20 protein-coding genes, 1 other RNA gene and 2 other annotated features are annotated in these 19,741 nt (G+C 48.2%); of the genes, 15 read left to right on the top strand and 6 right to left on the bottom strand.

Features of this window, described 5'->3' with window-relative positions; translation table 11 throughout:
• The first annotated feature begins 2 nt into the window (after positions 1–2).
• Positions 3–446 (top strand): D-aminoacyl-tRNA deacylase, encoded by a 444-nt coding sequence (gene dtd, locus NYE42_RS13705; RefSeq protein ID WP_007408194.1) that lies wholly within the window; start codon positions 3–5, stop codon positions 444–446.
• A gap of 26 nt (positions 447–472) precedes the next feature.
• On the opposite strand, the gene NYE42_RS13700 is transcribed toward dtd, so the two are convergent.
• Complete coding sequence (locus NYE42_RS13700) at positions 473–2,035, bottom strand: SH3 domain-containing protein (RefSeq protein ID WP_352426521.1); 1,563 nt, start codon at positions 2,033–2,035, stop codon at positions 473–475.
• A gap of 130 nt (positions 2,036–2,165) precedes the next feature.
• On the opposite strand from NYE42_RS13700, the gene NYE42_RS13695 reads away from it, so the two are divergent.
• The 5 genes from NYE42_RS13695 (at position 2,166) to NYE42_RS13675 (ending at position 6,850) form a co-directional block, all read left to right on the top strand.
• On the top strand, positions 2,166–2,336 hold the full coding sequence (locus tag NYE42_RS13695; protein ID WP_003152722.1) for a YrzK family protein: 171 nt from the start codon (positions 2,166–2,168) through the stop codon (positions 2,334–2,336).
• A 60-nt stretch (positions 2,337–2,396) separates the two neighbouring features.
• Positions 2,397–2,629: a binding site (T-box leader), on the top strand.
• Positions 2,630–2,692: 63 nt separating this feature from the next.
• Positions 2,693–3,967 (top strand): histidine--tRNA ligase, encoded by a 1,275-nt coding sequence (gene hisS / locus NYE42_RS13690; RefSeq protein WP_012118082.1) that lies wholly within the window; start codon positions 2,693–2,695, stop codon positions 3,965–3,967.
• A gap of 14 nt (positions 3,968–3,981) precedes the next feature.
• Positions 3,982–5,760 carry an aspartate--tRNA ligase gene (gene aspS, locus NYE42_RS13685; RefSeq protein WP_007408199.1) on the top strand — a complete coding sequence of 593 codons (1,779 nt, stop codon included), beginning with the start codon at positions 3,982–3,984 and terminating at the stop codon, positions 5,758–5,760.
• A 62-nt stretch (positions 5,761–5,822) separates the two neighbouring features.
• Positions 5,823–6,014: non-coding RNA, 6S RNA (gene ssrS, locus NYE42_RS13680), on the top strand.
• A 71-nt stretch (positions 6,015–6,085) separates the two neighbouring features.
• The gene (locus tag NYE42_RS13675; RefSeq protein ID WP_012118080.1) at positions 6,086–6,850 is read left to right on the top strand and encodes a tRNA threonylcarbamoyladenosine dehydratase; all 765 of its coding nucleotides are present in this window, start codon (positions 6,086–6,088) and stop codon (positions 6,848–6,850) included.
• 115 nt (positions 6,851–6,965) lie between these two features.
• Here NYE42_RS13675 and NYE42_RS13670 read toward each other — a convergent pair whose 3' ends face one another.
• Positions 6,966–8,234 carry a replication-associated recombination protein A gene (locus tag NYE42_RS13670; RefSeq protein ID WP_003152729.1) on the bottom strand — a complete coding sequence of 423 codons (1,269 nt, stop codon included), beginning with the start codon at positions 8,232–8,234 and terminating at the stop codon, positions 6,966–6,968.
• Between the two features lie 194 nt (positions 8,235–8,428).
• On the opposite strand from NYE42_RS13670, the gene cymR reads away from it, so the two are divergent.
• The 8 genes from cymR to NYE42_RS13630 all read left to right on the top strand — a co-directional run bounded on the left by cymR (position 8,429) and on the right by NYE42_RS13630 (position 15,194).
• Complete coding sequence (gene cymR / locus NYE42_RS13665) at positions 8,429–8,845, top strand: cysteine metabolism transcriptional regulator CymR (RefSeq protein WP_003152730.1); 417 nt, start codon at positions 8,429–8,431, stop codon at positions 8,843–8,845.
• 18 nt (positions 8,846–8,863) lie between these two features.
• Positions 8,864–10,003 (top strand): cysteine desulfurase family protein, encoded by a 1,140-nt coding sequence (locus NYE42_RS13660; protein WP_352426520.1) that lies wholly within the window; start codon positions 8,864–8,866, stop codon positions 10,001–10,003.
• Positions 10,004–10,039: 36 nt separating this feature from the next.
• Complete coding sequence (gene mnmA / locus NYE42_RS13655) at positions 10,040–11,155, top strand: tRNA 2-thiouridine(34) synthase MnmA (protein WP_335390309.1); 1,116 nt, start codon at positions 10,040–10,042, stop codon at positions 11,153–11,155.
• 57 nt (positions 11,156–11,212) lie between these two features.
• The gene (locus tag NYE42_RS13650; protein ID WP_007408203.1) at positions 11,213–11,863 is read left to right on the top strand and encodes a tetratricopeptide repeat protein; all 651 of its coding nucleotides are present in this window, start codon (positions 11,213–11,215) and stop codon (positions 11,861–11,863) included.
• Positions 11,864–11,881: 18 nt separating this feature from the next.
• Complete coding sequence (locus NYE42_RS13645; protein ID WP_095352925.1) at positions 11,882–14,260, top strand: ATP-dependent RecD-like DNA helicase; 2,379 nt, start codon at positions 11,882–11,884, stop codon at positions 14,258–14,260.
• A 118-nt stretch (positions 14,261–14,378) separates the two neighbouring features.
• Complete coding sequence (locus NYE42_RS13640) at positions 14,379–14,837, top strand: PRC-barrel domain-containing protein (RefSeq protein ID WP_072589404.1); 459 nt, start codon at positions 14,379–14,381, stop codon at positions 14,835–14,837.
• Between the two features lie 12 nt (positions 14,838–14,849).
• The gene (locus NYE42_RS13635; RefSeq protein ID WP_352426519.1) at positions 14,850–15,041 is read left to right on the top strand and encodes a hypothetical protein; all 192 of its coding nucleotides are present in this window, start codon (positions 14,850–14,852) and stop codon (positions 15,039–15,041) included.
• A 21-nt stretch (positions 15,042–15,062) separates the two neighbouring features.
• On the top strand, positions 15,063–15,194 hold the full coding sequence (locus NYE42_RS13630) for a YrzQ family protein (RefSeq protein WP_003152741.1): 132 nt from the start codon (positions 15,063–15,065) through the stop codon (positions 15,192–15,194).
• A gap of 35 nt (positions 15,195–15,229) precedes the next feature.
• Here NYE42_RS13630 and NYE42_RS13625 read toward each other — a convergent pair whose 3' ends face one another.
• The 4 genes from NYE42_RS13625 to NYE42_RS13610 are packed head-to-tail and all read right to left on the bottom strand — an operon-like array spanning position 15,230 to position 18,188.
• Positions 15,230–15,886: an amino acid ABC transporter permease gene (locus NYE42_RS13625; RefSeq protein WP_015417903.1), complete on the bottom strand. Its 657-nt coding sequence runs from the start codon at positions 15,884–15,886 to the stop codon at positions 15,230–15,232.
• Between the two features lie 18 nt (positions 15,887–15,904).
• Positions 15,905–16,555, bottom strand: a complete 651-nt coding sequence (locus NYE42_RS13620; protein WP_199022059.1) for an amino acid ABC transporter permease — start codon at positions 16,553–16,555, stop codon at positions 15,905–15,907.
• A gap of 56 nt (positions 16,556–16,611) precedes the next feature.
• Positions 16,612–17,439 (bottom strand): transporter substrate-binding domain-containing protein, encoded by an 828-nt coding sequence (locus NYE42_RS13615; protein ID WP_199022058.1) that lies wholly within the window; start codon positions 17,437–17,439, stop codon positions 16,612–16,614.
• Positions 17,440–17,459: 20 nt separating this feature from the next.
• Positions 17,460–18,188, bottom strand: a complete 729-nt coding sequence (locus tag NYE42_RS13610) for an amino acid ABC transporter ATP-binding protein (protein WP_007408209.1) — start codon at positions 18,186–18,188, stop codon at positions 17,460–17,462.
• Positions 18,189–18,406: 218 nt separating this feature from the next.
• Between NYE42_RS13610 and NYE42_RS13605 the strand changes: the two genes are divergently transcribed.
• A complete protein-coding gene (locus NYE42_RS13605; protein WP_007408210.1) occupies positions 18,407–19,468 on the top strand; it encodes an AI-2E family transporter in 1,062 nt (353 codons plus the stop codon).
• A 43-nt stretch (positions 19,469–19,511) separates the two neighbouring features.
• Positions 19,512–19,719: a binding site (T-box leader), on the top strand.
• The last annotated feature ends 22 nt before the right edge of the window (positions 19,720–19,741 follow it).

Here is a 19,741-nt window from a genome sequence, read left to right as displayed (position 1 = left end):
CTATGAAATTAGTTGTTCAGCGTGTAACAGAAGCAAGTGTGACGGTTGACGGCGCTGTTGCCGGCCGGATCGGACCCGGCATTATGGCGCTTGTCGGCATCACTCATGAAGATACAGAAGAAGATGCCGCTTACTTGGCGGATAAAATCGTGAATCTCCGGATTTTTGATGATGAAAGCGGCAAGATGAATTTATCGCTTTTGGATACGGGCGGGGAGATTTTATCCGTTTCCCAGTTTACGCTTTACGGCGAAACGAAGAAAGGGAGACGCCCGAATTTTATGAATGCGGCTAAACCGGATCAGGCTGTGCTCCTTTATGAAAAGTGGAACGAACTCCTTCGGGAAAAGGGAGTCAAAGTGGAAACCGGAATATTCGGAGCCATGATGGATGTTCAGCTGACGAATTCCGGGCCGATTACATTGATTATGGATTCTAAACAATAAAAAAGCTGCCGTTCGGCAGCTTTTTTTTATGATTGAAAATAATGTTCCAATCCGCTTTCAATTCCGTCTGTCACTTTTTCCTGATAAGAGCCGCTATGTATGATTGTTTCTTCTTGCGGTTGACTGAGATAGCCGAGCTCATACAGCATGGCAGGCCGTTTATTTTCCCTCAGGACGTAATAATCGCCAAACAGAACGCCGCGATCCGGGATAGAGGAACGCTTCACTACTTCAGAATGGACGTCTGAGGCAAGCTGGCGATCCTTAGACGGACTGTAATAATAAGCTGTGCTTCCCCGTGTTGACGTATCGGCATAGCTGTCATAGTGAATGCTGATAAAGGCATCCGCATTCCGGTAATGAGAGGTTGAAACCCTGGCCTGCAGGCTGATAAAAGTATCATCCTGTCTGGTGATATACACGTTTGCACCGGCCGCCCGCAATTTTTGGGCCAGCAGCTTAGCGGTTTTAATGGTTACGTTTTTTTCAAACTTTCCGGAGTAGCCGATCGTTCCGCTGTCTTTTCCTCCGTGTCCGGGATCAACGACGATCGTCTTGTTTTTAAGTGAGCCGCTGCCGCCTGACGTGTCGGGAGAAGGTGCTTCACCTGTTTCCTCACCGCTTTTTGACGTTTGTACGACCCAGTTTGCCACATATGCGGTTTGTCCGTTTTCAAGCCGGACTTCATACCATTTGCCGCTTGAGCCGACAATCGGGTAGGCTGCGCCTTTATCTGCTCTTTTTACGATAGAAGCGGAAGTTGAGGCCGAGCTCCTTAAGTTGGTGCCGCCGTAAACAATATACGCTTTTTTCGAGGAGCCTGAGCCCGCAGAACCGTCTCCCGAGCCGGATGCGCTGTCCGATGAGTCAGAATCCTTTATGATGTAGTGGCTTGCTGCCCAGCCTTTTTGCCCGTTTGCTTCAATTTTCAGCCAGCCGTGGTCTTCACTTAAGATGGAAACCTTTGTTCCGCGTGATAATTTAGTCATAATCGCTGAATCATGTGATGCTGCACTTCTGACATTCAATGAAGAAACGCCGACAGTCCCGTTTTTTGACCCGCTTCGGGCCAAAGTTGCTTTCGTATCCGATCCGCCGCTGTCCGCGGTGACGTATTCGGAAGCAACCCATCCGGTTGTGCCTTGATAAGAAATGTTCACCCATCCGCTGTTCTTGTCCAGCACGGATGCATGTGCGCCTTGCGGAAGTTTGCCGATGACTTCATATGATGTCCCCGGGCCTTTTCTGATGCGGAGGTCAGGATCGGTGGAAGTGACCGTTGCGCTTGTTGCGGATGAATGGTCTGCTCCCCCGGCTGTTTTTGATATCAGCCAGGAAACGACCCATCCGGTTTTACCGGGGCTCAGCTGAAGCTGCACCCAGTCTCCCTCTTCTTTAGCGATCGGGTATCTTTCCCCTTTTTTTACTTCAGCCTTAATTCCATAGCTCAGGCCGGGACCGCCTCTGACATTGATCTTGTCTGTCGCGATGACCGCTTCTCCCTCTGCGGCGATTGCGGTGTGGAATGACGGAAGAAGCGCTGTGATGATGACGCCGCATAAAATAAGAGCAAGAGTTCTCTTCTTCATGGCTGTCCTCCTTTCTGAACTAACTAAAATACATTCTTGTATAATATCGTATTTTCCTTGCTGAATGTTAAATAAAAATAAAATGGTTTGTTTATACTAGTCATAAATACAGCGAAAAGGTGTGCAAATCATGAAATATCAACCAAAAATGGGACGCGCGCTGCACGATGCGGAAGGAAATCTGCACTTCAGTGATCAGAGCGATAGAGAAAAGGCGGGTTTTCTTGAAGAGACGGCGACGGAGTTCGGTCTCTTATCGAAAGAAGCGGTCGCAAGGAAAAACAGACGGAATAAAACTTGACAGGGGAGTGCAATCCCATTATTATAATAGAAATTGATGTACATAAGTCATGATAACGATTTTGAACCGATAATGGAGAAGAGTAGGTCAGAATGCATGGAGAAGAGAGGAACCGCCCCGGGCTGAAAGCGGATCCGCACTGCATCTTTCTCGAAACAACACTCCGGAGGTTCCCTGCTGAACGCTTTTGCAAGTCATTAGGCAGCGGACGTGAACCTGCGTTAAAGGTCAGAGCGGGGATGCTTCGGCATTCCAACTAGGGTGGCACCACGGGTATAACTCTCGTCCCTACTATACATGTATAGTAGGAGCGGGAGTTTTTTTATTTGAAGAAAGACATTAAGGAGGCCTGTAACATGGCATATCACATTCCAAGAGGCACACAGGACATACTGCCGGGTGAATCAGACAGATGGCAGTTCGTCGAACAAATTATGAGGGAGACGTGCCGCACTTATCAATATAAAGAAATCCGCACGCCGATCTTCGAACATACGGAATTGTTCGCAAGAGGCGTCGGTGAGTCTACAGATATCGTGCAGAAAGAAATGTACACGTTTGAAGACCGTAAAGGGAGAAGCCTGACGCTTCGGCCGGAAGGAACAGCCGCCGCAGTCCGCGCGTTCAATGAAAATAAATTATTTGCGAACCCGGTGCAGCCGACGAAGCTTTATTATGTCGGACCGATGTTCCGTTACGAACGTCCGCAGACGGGGCGTTTCCGCCAATTCTATCAATTCGGAATTGAAGCGATCGGCTCCAAAGATCCGGCCGTGGATGCAGAAGTCATTGCGCTTGCGATGAGTATTTACCGTAAAGCCGGTTTGAAACATGTCAAGCTTGTGCTGAACAGCCTTGGTGACCAGGACAGCCGCAAATCCTACCGGGAAGCGCTCGTCAAACATTTTGAACCGCGCATCGGAGAGTTTTGCTCAGACTGCCAGTCGCGTCTGCACACAAACCCGCTCAGAATTCTTGACTGCAAGAAAGACAGAGAGCATGAACTGATGAAAACGGCTCCGTCCATTCTTGATTACTTAAATGAAGAATCAGCCGCTTATTTTGAGAAAGTAAAACAATACTTAAACGATCTCGGCATCCCGTTCGAAATAGATCCGAACCTTGTCAGAGGGCTTGATTATTATAACCATACCGCTTTTGAAATTATGAGCAATGCCGAAGGATTCGGAGCGATTACAACCCTTGCCGGCGGGGGCCGCTATGACGGGCTTGTTGAACAGATCGGCGGACCTGAAGCGCCGGGTATCGGATTTGCGATGAGCATCGAACGTCTGCTGGCAGCCATTGACGCTGAGAAAACAGAGCTTCCCGTCAATCAGGGGATTGACTGCTACATCGTGACGCTCGGAGAAAAAGCGAAGGATTATTCCGTTTCCCTCGTGTACAAACTGAGAGAAGCGGGCATCTCAAGTGAAATCGATTATGAAAATAAAAAGATGAAGGGCCAATTTAAAACAGCTGACCGTCTCGGCGCACGTTTTATTGCGATTTTAGGGGAAGATGAGCTTGCCCAAAATAAAATCAATGTAAAAGATGCGGAAACAGGAGAGCAGCGTGAAGTGGTGTTAGACGAGCTGATACAAGTGTTAAAGGCAGATCAAAAGCAGTGAAGGAGAGGAACGCTATGTTTGGAAGAACATATTATTGTGGCGAGATAACTGAAAAAGCGATTGGCGAAACCGTCAAACTGAAAGGGTGGGTGCAGAAGCGGCGCGATCTCGGCGGCTTGATTTTCATTGATTTGCGCGACCGCTCGGGTATTGTGCAAGTTGTGTTCAACCCTGACGTATCGAAGGAAGCCCTTGCCGCAGCGGAAGCAATCAGAAACGAATATGTGCTTGATATCGAAGGCACGGTTTCTGCCCGTGAAGAAGGCACGGTGAATCCCAACCTGAAAACCGGTAAAATTGAAATCAAAGCTGAAGCGGTGACGGTGCTCAGTACGGCGAAAACGCCTCCGTTTCCGATCAGTGACCAGGCGGCTGACGTTTCTGAAGACGTCCGGTTAAAACACCGCTATTTGGATTTGCGCCGCCCGGCGATGTTTCAAACATTGCAAATGCGCCACCAAGTCACAAAATCCATCCGCCATTTCTTGGATGAAAACGGATTTCTTGATATTGAAACACCGATTTTAACAAAAAGCTCTCCCGAAGGCGCCCGTGATTACTTAGTGCCGAGCCGGGTGCATGAAGGAGAATTTTACGCCCTTCCGCAATCGCCGCAGATTTTTAAACAGCTTCTGATGGTGTCGGGCTTTGAACGGTATTATCAAGTGGCCCGCTGCTTCCGCGATGAAGACTTGCGTGCCGACCGCCAGCCGGAATTTACGCAGATTGATATCGAAATGTCCTTTATGAGTCAAGAGGACATCATGGCTCTGGCGGAAGAGATGATGGCGAAAGTCATGCTTGAAACAAAAGGTGTTGAAGTACCGCTTCCGCTTCCGCGAATGACATATGAAGAAGCGATGAACAGCTACGGTTCCGACAAGCCTGACACCCGCTTCGGCATGCTGCTGACGGACGTGTCAGACATAGTGAAAGATACTGAATTTAAGGTGTTCTCATCAGCCGTGGCAAACGGCGGCGTTGTAAAAGCGATCAATGTCAAAGGCGCTGCCGGCGACTATTCCAGAAAAGATATCGATGCGCTCGGCGTTTTTGCCGGAAATTACGGCGCGAAAGGTCTCGCCTGGGTGAAAGTTGAAGCCGACGGCGTAAAAGGCCCGATTGCGAAATTCTTTGATGAAGAGAAGCAGGCAAAACTGGCTGAAGCGCTTGATGCTTCTGAAGGCGATCTGCTCCTGTTCGGCGCTGATAAGTTTGAGGTTGTGGCCCAATCCCTCGGCGCGCTTCGCTTAAAGCTCGGCAAAGAACGCGGCCTGATTGACGAAAGCCTCTTCAACTTCCTGTGGGTTGTGGACTGGCCGTTACTGGAGCATGACGAGGAGGAAGGCCGTTTCTATGCGGCTCACCATCCGTTTACAATGCCTGTCCGTGAAGATCTTGACCTGATTGAAACGGCGCCTGAAGATATGAAAGCGCAGGCTTACGACCTTGTCTTAAACGGCTATGAACTCGGCGGAGGCTCAATCCGTATTTTTGAAAAAGACGTTCAGGAAAAAATGTTCGGGCTTCTCGGCTTTACAAAAGAAGAAGCGGAGGAGGAGTTCGGATACCTTCTTGAAGCCTTTGAATACGGCGCCCCTCCGCACGGCGGAATCGCGCTCGGCTTAGACCGGTTGGTTATGCTTCTTGCAGGCCGCACAAACTTAAGAGATACGATCGCTTTCCCGAAAACGGCAAGCGCAAGCTGCCTTCTTACGGAAGCGCCCGGCGAAGTGAGCGACGCCCAGCTTGAAGAACTTCACCTTTCTGTCAAAAGAAAAGTGAAACAGTAAAGATCAGCAGTTTGTTTCTTGAAAATTAAAATCTGCTGTGATATGATTTTGACAAGTTAAATAAAGTCCTGATGTGTTAGTTGTACACCTAGTTTTGACCGAACATTTTTTTGATTTGGGAGCCCGCATTTTTAAATGGCGTACATGCCTCTTTTCATTCGTTAAGAGGACTTACAAGATTTAAAAAAGGGCACCCACCTGCTGAGAGCGGGTTCAAAACGAAGGAAAGCTGCAACGGCACAATTGGGACTTTATTTTTTGTGCGCTAAAACCAGCGGCTTTTTGACAAGCCGAGTTTATAAAACCAGAATGTGGAGTGAGGTTCTTGTTACATCAGTTTTCCAGAAATGAGCTAGCGATTGGAAAAGAAGGGCTGGACACGTTAAAAAACAGCACGGTGGCCGTTCTCGGCGTCGGCGGAGTCGGTTCATTCGCAGCCGAAGCATTGGCGAGGTCCGGAGTGGGGCGGATCGTGCTTGTCGATAAAGATGATGTTGACATTACAAACGTAAACCGCCAGCTGCATGCGCTCTTGTCGACGGTGGGACAGCCGAAAACAGACTTGATGAAAGCGCGGATCGCGGATATTAATCCGGATTGTGACGTCGTCGCCTTAAAAATGTTTTATACGGAAGAGACGTATGAGCAGTTCTTTGAGTATCCGCTCGATTACGTCATTGACGCGTCGGATACAATTCATTATAAAATTCATCTGATGAAAGAATGTCTGAAACGGAATGTTCCGCTGATTTCAAGCATGGGAGCGGCGAATAAAACAGACCCGACACGCTTTCAGATTGCTGATATTTCAAAAACCCATACCGATCCGATTGCCAAAGTTGTCCGCACAAGGCTTCGTAAAGAGGGCATTAAAAAAGGCGTACAGGTCATTTTTTCTGATGAAAGCCCGATCGTCATCCGTGAAGACGTCAGAAAAGAAGTCGGGAATGATGAAGCGAAAATCCGCAAAGCGCAAATGCCGCCGTCTTCCAACGCCTGGGTTCCGTCAGTGGCCGGTCTGATTATGGGCGGACATGTTGTCATGGAGCTCTTAAAGGACATCGACATTAAACGGGTTAAAGATAAATAAAAAGAAAAACAGCCTTCTTCAGGAAAGGCTGTTTTTTTATTTGAATTCGCCGTTTACACGAAAGATCTTGGCCGGTATCAAAAAAGACAAGAACACATAGGGTGTCCTTGTCCGGTTATTTTTTCTGCTTCATCAGTTTTTCATACACTTGCTTTATGGCGGCTTCAAATTTCCCCGTTTGTTTCGGTTTATAGTATTGCTTGTTTTTTAACGGATCGGGCAAATATTGCTGTTCGACCCATCCGTTCTCGAAATCGTGAGGATATTGATAGCCGATCCCGCGTCCGAGCTCTTGGGCCCCTTTATAGTGGGCGTCTTTTAAATGTTTCGGCACATCGCCGATTTTACCCGTCCTGATGTCTTTGAGCGCCTCATCAACGGCTGAGATGGCGGAGTTTGATTTTGGCGAGAGGCATAATTCGATTACCGCATTGGCCAGCGGAATTCTCGCTTCCGGAAAGCCGATCCGTTCTGCGGTCTGAATCGCGCTCAGCACCCGGGGGCCTGCCTGCGGGCTTGCGAGGCCGATATCTTCATAGGCGATCACGAGAAGCCTTCTTGATATGCTTTCAAGGTCTCCTGCTTCGATCAGACGGGCCAGATAATGAAGGGCGGCGTTTGCGTCCGAGCCTCGGATTGATTTTTGGAAGGCGGATAAGACGTCATAATGCGCATCGCCGTTTTTATCATGAGTATAGCTTTTTTTCTGCAGACATTCTTCCGCCGTCTCCCGTGTAATCCGGATCGTGCCGTCGCTTGATTCCTTTGTGGAGAGCACGGCAAGCTCCAGTGCGTTCAAAGCGGAGCGGACGTCTCCTCCGCACCCTTGTGCGAAATGATCCATCGCGTCGTCGTCCACCGAAACGCTGTAGGAACCGAGTCCCCGGTGTTCATCTGTGAGCGCTCTTTTCAATGCCTGCTTGATCAGATCGGGTGTTAACGGTTCGAGCTCAAATATCTGGGTCCGGCTTCTGATGGCCGGGTTAATGGCATGATAGGGGTTGGCGGTCGTTGCGCCGATTAAAATAATCATGCCGTTTTCTAAATAGGGCAGCAGAAAATCCTGCTTTCCCTTATCAAGCCTGTGCACTTCGTCAAGGATTAAAATGACCTGGCCTGACATTTTCGCTTCCTGTACGACAATCTCCATGTCTTTTTTATTATGAATGACGGCATTCAATTTCCTGAATGCGATGCTTGTCGATCCTGCGATCGCTGTGGCGATGGACGTTTTTCCGATGCCCGGCGGTCCGTACAGGATCATGGATGATAAGTGCTTTGCACGCACCATTCTGCCGATGATTTTATCTTCTTTGACCAAATGTTCCTGGCCGATAATGTCTTCGATATTGGCAGGCCGCATCCGATACGCCAGTGGTTTCATGAACATCTCTCCTTACATATACAGGGTAACGGAAAACGGACGATTAGAAAAGCGAATTGCGGCGGGCCCCGTGTTTCAATGAAAATTAGGATAAGTTATGTTATAATAACAGTTGGTCTATAAGATACTAAACAGATTATTCATATCCATTTACTTGTATAAATTAACAATTAGAATTGACTGGGGTGTTCATATTGAAAATATCAACAAAGGGAAGATACGGGCTCACCATTATGATTGAATTGGCGAAAAAGCACGGAGACGGTCCGACGTCGCTCAAAAGCATCGCCCAAACAAACAGCCTTTCTGAGCATTACTTGGAACAGCTTGTATCACCGCTCAGAAACGCGGGACTCGTAAAAAGCATCAGAGGCGCTTACGGGGGGTACGTGCTCGGGGGCCAGCCTGAAGAGATAACGGCCGGAGATATTATCAGAGTGCTGGAAGGGCCGATCAGCCCGGTAGAAGTGCTTGAGGATGAAGAGCCTGCCAAGCGGGAGTTATGGATCCGCATCCGCGACGCTGTAAAAGACGTGCTGGACAGCACGACGTTAGAAGACCTTGCGAGCTACACGGACGGCGAGCAGGAAGCTTATATGTTCTATATTTAAACCAGAGGTGTACAGACAATGGAACGGATTTATTTAGATCATGCCGCGACTTCCCCGATGGATGAGCGTGTGCTCGAAGAAATGAAGCCCCATTTCTTCGGCAGTTTCGGCAACCCGTCAAGCATTCATTCATTCGGGAGAGAATCCCGGAAATGGGTCGATGAAGCGAGAGCGGACATCGCGCGCGAAATCAGTGCGAAAGAACAGGAAATTATTTTCACAAGCGGCGGCACGGAGGCTGATAATTTAGCGATTTTCGGAGCGGCTGCCGCCCGGAAGAATGAAGGAAAGCATATCATTACGACTGCTGTTGAGCATCATGCTGTATTGCACGCCTGCGAAAAGCTGGAAGAAGACGGCTTTGAGGTGACATACCTCATCCCCGGCCCTTCAGGACGGATCAGTGCAAATCAGGTGAAAGAAGCGCTCCGTGATGATACAATCCTTGTTACCGTCATGTATGGCAATAACGAAGTCGGTACCATTCAGCCGATTGACGAAATCGGAGAGCTGTTAAGCGGGCATCAGGCCTATTTTCACACAGATGCCGTCCAGGCATTCGGTTATATGCCGATTGACGTGAAAAAAAGCAGAATTGACATGCTGTCTGTTTCCGGTCACAAGCTTAACGGGCCTAAAGGGACAGGCTTTTTATATGTAAATCAAGAGGTGAAGCTGTCACCGATTCTTCTCGGGGGAGAGCAGGAACGAAAGCGCCGCGCGGGGACGGAAAATGTACCGGGCATCGCCGGCTTAAAAGAAGCGGTCGTCCTTTCAAACCGTGAGAGGGAAGAGAAAACAGCGAAGTATAAGGAGTTTAAGAACATTATCATGAGCACGCTGGAAAAATCCGGCGTCACAGCGGAGGTGAACGGAGATGCCGAGAAATGCCTGCCTCATATTTTAAACCTTTACTTTCCCGGCGTGCCGGTGGAAGCGCTACTGGTCAATCTTGACATGGAAGGCATTGCCGTCTCCAGCGGATCTGCTTGTACGGCAGGATCCGTTCTTCCGTCCCATGTGCTTACGGCCATGTTCGGAAGTGAGAGCGGCAGGCTGACTTCGTCAATCCGCCTCAGCTTCGGCCTCGGCAATACGGCGGAACAAATCGAAACAGCCGCCGAAAAGCTTGCCGCCGTCGTTAAACGGCTTGCTTAAAACGGCGGACTTACGTTTTTAATGGAGTGAATGCAAATGGAAAAACGGCCGGAGGATACAAGAGTCGTAGTCGGCATGTCCGGCGGCGTGGACTCTTCCGTGGCGGCCCTTCTGCTGAAGGAGCAGGGCTACGATGTAATCGGAATCTTTATGAAAAACTGGGATGATACGGACGAAAATGGTTTTTGCACGGCGACGGAAGATTATGAAGACGTCATCCGGGTCTGCAACCAAATCGGAATTCCGTATTATGCCGTCAATTTTGAGAAGCAATATTGGGAAAAGGTATTTCAATATTTCCTTGATGAATATAAAGCCGGAAGAACCCCCAATCCGGATGTCATGTGCAATAAAGAAATTAAGTTTAAGGCTTTCTTGGATCATGCTCTGTCACTCGGCGCGGATTATCTTGCGACGGGCCATTACGCCCGCGTGGACAGAAGCGCAGGTACAGTGCGCATGCTCCGCGGTCTGGATGAAAACAAGGACCAGACTTATTTTCTGAATCAGCTCAATCAGGAACAGCTCAGCAAAGTCATGTTCCCGATCGGTGATCTGCAAAAAAGCCGCGTGCGGGAAATCGCCAAAGAAGCGGAACTTGCGACAGCTGCGAAAAAAGACAGCACGGGAATCTGCTTTATCGGCGAACGCAACTTCAAAACGTTTCTCAGCCAATATCTCCCCGCTCAGCCGGGCGATATGATGACAATGGACGGAGAAGTAAAAGGGCGTCATGACGGTCTGATGTATTATACAATCGGACAGCGCCACGGTCTTGGAATCGGCGGAAGCGGCGAGCCGTGGTTCGCCGTCGGTAAAGATCTTGAAAAAAACATTCTGTATGTTGATCAAGGATTCCATAATCCGCTTCTGTATTCTGATAAGATCACGGCGACAAATGTCAGCTGGACGCTTTCCGGTCTGATGGACGGCGGCGAAATGACATGCACGGCGAAATTCCGCTACCGTCAGGAAGATCACAAAGTAACGGTGAAAATGACGGGTGATGATGAAGCGGAAGTCATTTTTGACGGGCAGGTACGCGCCGTTACGCCGGGACAAGCCGTCGTTTTTTATGACGGAGAAGAGTGCCTCGGCGGCGGAACGATAGATGACGTTTATAAAGACGGAACAAAACTGTGGTACGTATAACACATGTAAAAAACCTCAACTCGCATGTTGGGGTTTTTTAGCGAAAGGAAGTTAAAAATGGATTATAATAAAATCGGGATTGACGCCATGCAGGAGGGCGATTTTGAAAAAGCGGCAGAGGCTTTTACGAAAGCGATTGAGGAAAACGGCCAAGATCCGGTGCCGTATATCAACTTCGCAAATCTGCTTTCTTCTGTGAACGAACTCGAACGGGCGCTTGCATTCTATAACAGAGCGCTTGAATTGGACAATTCGGCGGCAGCCGCTTATTACGGTGCGGGAAACGTATATGTGATGAAAGAATCGTTTTCCGAAGCGAAGGATATGTTTGAAAAAGCGCTTCGCTCCGGAATGGAAAACGGAGATTTGTTTTATATGCTGGGGACCGTTCTCGTTAAATTAGAGCGGCCGAAGCTTGCACTGCCATATTTGCAGCGTGCCGTTGAATTAAACGAAAATGACACGGAAGCACGCTTCCAGTTCGGAATGTGCCTCGCAAATGAAGAAATGCTGGATGAAGCTCTGGCGCAGTTTGAGACGGTGATCGAGCAGGACCCAAGCCACGCGGACGCATTTTATAATGCCGGAGTCGCTTACGCGTACAAAGAAAATCGTGAAAAGGCGCTTGAGATGCTGGAAGGCGCAATCGGCATACAGCCTGATCATATGCTTGCGCTTCATGCGAAACAGCTTATCACCCAGTCATAACAAAAGGAGGGAAGGCTCGTGGATCAGCTGAACATCGAAGAACAGCCGTATGTAAAAGGCGTCATTCATACGGTCATTTATCATAATGACACCAACCTGTATACAGTGCTGAAAGTCAAGGTTGCAGAAACGTCTGAGGCGATCGAAGACAAGGTCGTATCCGTAACGGGCTACTTCCCTCTGCTGCAAGAAGATGAGACCTACACGTTTTACGGAAAAACCGCCACGCATCCTAAGTTCGGTCTGCAATTTCAGGCTGAACACTTTAAAAAAGAAATTCCGACCACAAAAGAAGGGATCATTCACTATTTATCAAGTGATCTGTTTGAAGGAATCGGAAAAAAAACGGCGGAAGAAATCGTCAAAAAGCTCGGAGACGGCGCGCTCAATAAAATTCTGACGGATGCATCGGTGCTTTACGATGTGCCGAAAATGTCAAAAAAGAAAGCGGATAAGCTTGCCGGAGAGCTGCAGCGGCATCAGGGGCTTGAGCAGATTATGATCTCTCTGAACCAATACGGTTTCGGGCCCCAGCTATCCATGAAAATATATCAGGCCTACGAAACGGAAACACTGGAGAAAATTCAGGAAAATCCTTATCAGCTTGTAAAAGACGTTGAAGGCATCGGCTTTGTGAAAGCTGACGAGCTGGGCGGAAAAATGGGTCTGTCAGGAAACCACCCGGAGCGGATCAAAGCGGCTATCTTATATACAATTGAATCAACCTGTCTTTCAGAGGGCCATACGTACATAGAAACAAAGCAGCTGATAATCAATACGCAAACGCTCCTGAATCAGTCAGCTGAAGGCGGCCGCGTCACGGAAATGGATGCGGCTGACGGCATCATCGCCCTCGGGGAGAGTAAGGATATCGTCATAGAAGGAGAACGCTGCTATTTTCCGTCCTTGTTTTACGCCGAACAAAATGTCGCAAAACGCGTGCTCGACATTGCGGCTCAAACGGAGTATGCCGATCAATTTCCTGAATCGGAATTTCTGCTTGCACTCGGTGAACTGGAAGAACGGATGAATGTTCAATACGCGCCAAGCCAAAAGGATGCCATTCAAAAAGCGCTGTCTTCACCGATGCTTTTACTGACCGGAGGACCTGGGACGGGGAAAACGACCGTTATTAAAGGAATCGTGGAATTATACAGTGAACTGCACGGAGTATCGCTTGACCCCGGTGATTATAAAAAAGACGAGACGTTCCCGGTGCTGCTTGCCGCGCCGACGGGAAGAGCCGCAAAACGGATGAGCGAATCTACGGGTCTGCCGGCTGTTACGATACACAGGCTGCTCGGCTGGAATGGCGCTGAAGGCTTTACCTACAATGAAGATCAGCCGATAGAAGGGAAACTGATCATTATAGACGAAGCGAGTATGCTCGATATCTGGCTCGCCAGCCATTTGTTTAAGGCGCTTCCTAAGCACATTCAGCTCATTGTCGTCGGTGATGAAGACCAGCTTCCTTCAGTAGGACCGGGACAGGTGCTCAGAGACCTTTTGGCTTCTGAGGTGCTGCCGACCGTGCGCCTGACAGATATTTACCGTCAGGCTGAAGGATCATCCATTGTGGAACTTGCGCATGATATGAAAAAAGGACTGCTTCCAAAGGGGCTGACCGCGCCGACAAAGGACCGCTCATTTATCCGCTGTAATTCTTCACAGATTAAAGAAGTCGTGGATCAGGTCGTTTCGAACGCGTTAAAAAAGGGGTATACCTCCAGGGATATTCAAGTGCTGGCCCCGATGTACAGGGGAAAAGCGGGAATTAACGAGCTGAATATGCTTCTTCAAGACATCATGAATCCGCCGAAAGAAAAAAGGCGGGAGCTGAAATTCGGTGATGTCGTCTACAGGACGGGCGATAAAATATTACAGCTTGTCAACCAGCCGGAAAACAATGTGTTTAACGGCGATATCGGCGAAATCGTATCCATTTTTTATGCCAAAGAAAATACGGAAAAAGAAGACATGGTCGTCGTCTCGTTTGACGGCAATGAAATCACCTTTACGAAAAAGGATTTCAGCCAGTTTACCCACGCGTACTGCTGTTCCATTCATAAGTCGCAGGGGAGCGAATTCCCGATTGTCGTCCTGCCTGTCGTCAAAGGCTACTATCGAATGCTCAGGAGAAATCTGCTTTATACCGCCATAACAAGGGCGAAAAAATTTCTGATTCTTTGCGGAGAAGAAGAAGCGCTTGAATGGGGCGTCAAAAACAATGATGCAACCGTCAGACAGACGTCGCTTAGAAACAGGCTCACAGAGCAGACTGAAGAGATGGATGCAGAACTGGCCGCCCTGCAAAAAGAGCTGCCGTTCAGTGTATATGATGCGAACATCGGAATGGAAGGCATCACGCCGTTTGACTTTATGGAAGAAAAAGCGTAAATAAAACCCGGAGTATAAACATGCGCCGGGTTTTCGCCTGTGGAAGTCATTTCAAAGTATGCTGCCCGGCTTCTTGGCAAAACCTATACGTGTTCAACAAAAGGTGGTTGATCACATTTTGAGAACATGCCATGCAGCTGAAGGACGAACAGTATATGACGAAAACACCGGGCGCAGTCTCGGGATGATATCGGATGTATGTTTCTCTCTGGACGGCCGGTTTCTCGGTTTCGTGCTGGAGCAGAAACGCCTGTTTCACAACCGCCATCTTTTTTTAGAGGCAAGTGATATAAAAGAGATGGATCAAGAAGCCGTAGCTGCCGGTCATGCTTATTTGCAGCCTTTGCCGAAGAGCTGTTTCACCTTTGAACAGATTAAAATGCAGCCGGTGAAATCGCCTGATGGTGAAATGTTCGGTTTGCTGGAAGATGTATACTTTTGTTTGGACAGGGGCATAATCGTAGCATATGAACTCTCGGACGGCTTCTTTTCAGATCTGGCTGGCAGACGCCAAGTGCGCCGCGCCGCCGATACGCTTATTGAAGCGGGGAAAGAAGGCATCGTCCTGAACGGATAAGAGGTGTAGTCTGTGCTTGTATGTCCGAACTGCAAAAGTAAAGATATCGGCAAAATCGGCGTAAACCAATACTATTGCTGGGGCTGCTTCATTGAGCTGACGGTGGTCAAAGGCAAAATTGCGACACATCAAGTAGAGGAAGACGGCACATTAAGCAGTCTTGATGATTTGTTTTCTGAAGACGAACGCAGTATCAATTTTTAAAGTTGAAAGGAGATACGCGCGATGGGCAGAACAATGACCTCTCTGTTGGCTTTAGGAGCTGGAGCCGTTATGTATCGTATGGCTTCTCAATCCGATATGCTGAATAAAAAAGGTATGAAACGGATGAGAAGACGAGTCATGAAAATGTTTTAAGCAGAAAAAAGGATACTTCTCCGGAAGTATCCTTTTTACGTTTGTCTCGCTTCCAGCCGTCTGGCTGCGAGAGACAGGCTGTAATTGACCGCGAAATACATCAGGGCCGCCAGCAGAAAGATCGGGAAAAAATACCCTCCGTCAGCGCTTTGTCCGTTTAAGATCTGCGCGTTATGAATCAGTTCGGGCAGAGCGATGACGACCGCAAGTGACGTATCCTTTAATAAAGAAATAAACTGGCTCACAATCGGAGGAACCATACGCCTGAGCGCCTGCGGCATGACGACGAGAAAAAGAGTCTGCGTGTACGTCAGTCCTGAAGAACGCGCCGCTTCAATCTGTCCTTTGTCAACGGATTGCAAACCGCTTCTGATGATTTCTGACAGCATGGCCGATTCAAAAATCGTCAGCGCCGTAATGGCGGCCGCGGTAATTTCCAGTTTGATCCCGATTTCCGGAAGGGCAAAAAACGTAAAGAAAATGATTAATAACAGCGGCAGGTTGCGGATGGTTTCCACAATGGCCGCTATAATGCCCGAGACGATAGGAATTTTCGCATAGCGCAAAGTGCCGGCGGCAAGCCCGAAAATAAAACTCAGGACAATGGAGATCAGCGCAACATAAAGTGTGACCAAAAAGCCATCCCATAAAAACAGCAGATGGTCAGGTGTATAGGCGCCGCTAAAATCCATGTTTTCCACTCTCCTTCTCTAATAACTCTTTCCGAGATGTCTTTCCAAATAGTGAACCCCGATGCTGAGCGGGATCGTTACTATCAAATAAAAAAGCGCGACGAAAATATAGACATCAAACACGACAAGAGTGCTTGAGGAAACGAGATCCGCCTGATACATCAAATCGAGTCCCGCCACCACTCCGAGTATTGATGAGTTTTTGACAAGGTTGAGAAATTGGTTTCCGAGCGGCGGAATCACGATTTTTACGGCCTGAGGAAGAATGATATATCTCATCGCCTGACTGTATGTGAAGCCTGACGATCTGGCCGCTTCCATCTGCCCTTTTGAGACAGTCTGAATTCCGGCTCTGATGGCTTCTGCGATAAAGGCGGACGTGTATATCGTCAGCGCAATCGTTCCCGCCTGAAAGCCGTCCAGTCTCAGCCCGGCGTTCGGAAGTCCGAAATAAAAAACGAATGTGATGAGGAGAAGCGGGATGTTCCGGATAAATTCCACATACGCAGTGCCGATCCATTGAAGAGGTTTGAAAGCCGTGATTCTCATGACTGCGATCAGAACGCCCAGCGCAAAGCTGCCTGCCAGCGCGATAAAGCTCGCAAGCAATGTGTGCAGGAAACCGTCCATATACATATCGAAGTTTTCCGTTAAAATTGAAAAGTTCATCTATGTCACTCCTTATAAAACGGGGATGAGCATGCCTGCTCATCCCGCGGTCCTTTCTATTTTGCCGGTTCTTCTTTAATCCATTTTTTATAGATTTTTTCGTACCTGCCGTCGGCTTTCATTTTTTTCAAAGAGGCGTTGATTTCCTTGATGAGTCCGGATTGGCCTTTTTTGACGGCGATTCCGTAAGGTTCATCGGTGAAGGTTTCGCCTGTCAGCTGATATTGTTTATTTTCATCTGCCATGCCGTATAAAATCGCATTATCGGTTGTGAGCGCATCTCCCTGTCCCGCTTTAAGCGCAGTGAACGCTTCGGCGTAATTTTCAAATTCCAGCACTGAGGCGTCAGGCGCTTTTTCTCTGATGTTTTGTGAGGAAGTAGAGCCTTTTACCGCCAATACTTTTGAGCCTTTTCCCAGGTCTTTGGTGCTTTTGATGCTGCTTCCTTTTTTGACGAGCAGGGATTGCCCGGCTTCAAAATAAACATCTGAGAAATCAACTTCTTTTTTCCGCTCATCCGTTATCGTCATCGTGGCGGTGATGGCGTCGATATCGCCGTTTTGCAGCATCGGAATTCTCGTTTTTGACGTTACTTCTTTAAATTCCGCTTTCTTCTCATCCCCCAGAATATCTTTTGCGAGCTGTTTTGAGATATCAATATCGAAGCCTTCAATATCACCGGAGCTTGGGTTTTTCAGCCCGAATAACCTCGTGTCGGTTTTGACGCCGAAGATGATTTTGTCTCTGTCTTTAATAGAGGCTAACGTGTCTTTTCCCGTTCCTTTTGAATCTCCGGACGTTTCTTTCCCTCCGCAGGCGGCCAGCATAAAGACGGCCAGCAGTGATATCAATCCGAATGACAGCCATTTTGTTACGCGTGACATAAGCGCTCCTCCGTTTCTTTTCAGTGATTTAAAATACGGCTTAAGAATAAACGCGCCCTCTCTTCACGGGGGCTTTCGTAAAATTCAGCCGGTGCAGCTTCTTCTAAGATGGCTCCGCCGTCGATAAACACGATGCGGTCCGCCACTTCTTTTGCGAATCCCATTTCATGTGTGACGACTGCCATGGTCATGCCTTCCTTTGCGAGTGTTTTCATGACATCCAGCACTTCCCCGATCATTTCCGGATCAAGCGCAGATGTGGGTTCATCAAACAGCATAATTTCGGGCTTCATCGCAAGCCCCCTGGCGATGGCGACACGCTGCTGCTGGCCGCCGGAAAGCTGTGAAGGATAAGCGTCCGCTTTTTCCGGTATACCGACTTTTTTCAAATAGTATAAGGCCGTTTCTTTTGCTTCTTCTTTTGATTGCTTTAGCACTTTGATCGGTGCGAGCATGATGTTTTGCAGAACGGTTTTGTGCGGGTACAGATGAAAATGCTGAAACACCATGCCGATATTGCGGCGGACCTTATTTATATCCGTTTTCTTGTCATGGATGGAGACGCCGTTTACCGTTAAGGCGCCTCCATCAACTGTTTCCAGCTGATTAATGCAGCGGAGAAGCGTGCTTTTTCCCGATCCTGAAGGTCCGATGATAACGACGACTTCCCCTTTTTTAATGTGCAGATTAATGTTTTTCAGCACGTGGAAATGTCCGTAGTGCTTATTTACATCCTGAAATGAAATCATGGCCATCCTCCTTAAAAAACATGAGTCATATTGACTGGACAGTTTTAAAACCCTTTAACACATTACGATAGTTATGCAGATTTTTATGAATATTATTTAGATTATTTTGTAATTTCTGATAATTGTTTCCGTCAAGAGGTCTGCGTCATAAGGCGGAGTTTATGAAACGGGAATAATTCCGGCTTTCTGTCAAAAGATAAAGCAAGAGGTGAAACGTCATGCTTCAAAAACCGCTGCAGCTCTTAATGTGGACGGCTGTATGTCTGCTCGTTTTGTTAACAGTGTATGTCTTTTGCATGCTCGATATGTTATGGTCTCCCATTTGGCTTGTTATAAAATCTCTCTTTATTCCTATATTCATCGCAGTATTTATTGCTTATCTTTTACTTCCGATTACTGAATGGCTTCATAGAAAAGGGATGCCTAGAACTTTAAGCCTGCTTCTGATTTATTGCCTGTTTTTCGGCGGAATCGGCTGGGGGGTTTATAAAGGGGTTCCTGTTTTAATTGAACAGCTGCAGGATCTGTCTGAGAGCATTCCCGGTCTTGCCAAAAACTACAACAGCATGCTGAAGCATCTGCATAATCACACGGATCATTGGCCTGACGGCATGCACCATCGAATGGACAAAATGATTCAGCAGACAGAAACGTTTCTTGCCGGCACGATTGAAAGCACGATCAGAAGCATCCGTTTCGTGCTTGATTATATCCTGATCGCGGCGACGATTCCTTTTCTCGTGTTCTATATGGTGAAGGATATAGACGTCATGAAAAAGACAGTCTGGTATTTGACGCCGAAGTCCTGGAGAAAAAGGGGGAGTGAATTTCTGCGGGATGTGGACGACTCTCTCGGTGATTACATCCGCGGTCAGCTTCTCGTTTGTTTTTTGCTCGGGCTAATAGCCGGCGTTTCATTTTGGCTGTTCGGGCTTCCTTACCCGCTGATTTTGGGCCTTGCCATCGGGATTACGAATGTCATCCCGTATTTCGGTCCGTTTATCGGCGCTGTACCGGCGCTGCTCCTTGCGCTGGCGATTTCTGCTAAAGCTGTGATCATCGTAATCGTCACGATTTTTATTCTTCAATTTATAGAAGGAAACATTTTGAGCCCGCTTATTGTCGGGCGCAGTCTCAGAATGCATCCCGTCGTGATCATGCTGGCGCTCCTTGCCGGAGGAGAGCTCGCGGGCATTCCCGGCATGATTCTCGCTGTTCCGGCGGCAGCCGTTTTAAAAGTGACGGCCATACACTTTTTGCGGATCAGGACGGAACATTGACATTCGGGTTCTGCTTGTCTATAATTTCGAGTAGAATACATACGAATCTCGAGTGACGGATATGAGTACGCCGAAGCCCTGTTTAAGAGAGAAGCTCCGATACGCTGAAAGGAGCTTCAGCAGAAGATCGGCCGAAGCTAATCCTGAGTGCAGTTAAAGGCTGCCGCAGTCCTGCGTTACGGGATGAAAGGTGACAGGCCTTTTTCGGCCTGTAATCAGGGTGGTACCGCGAGACAGCTCTCGTCCCTGTGTGAACGCATGGTTTGCATAGGG

The sequence above is a fragment of the Bacillus sp. FSL K6-2865 genome, assembly GCF_040311405.1.
In the GTDB taxonomy this organism is placed as follows: domain Bacteria; phylum Bacillota; class Bacilli; order Bacillales; family Bacillaceae; genus Bacillus; species Bacillus velezensis.
The sequence above is the reverse complement of the archived record's forward strand: the minus strand, read 5'-3'. Positions and strand labels throughout refer to the sequence as shown.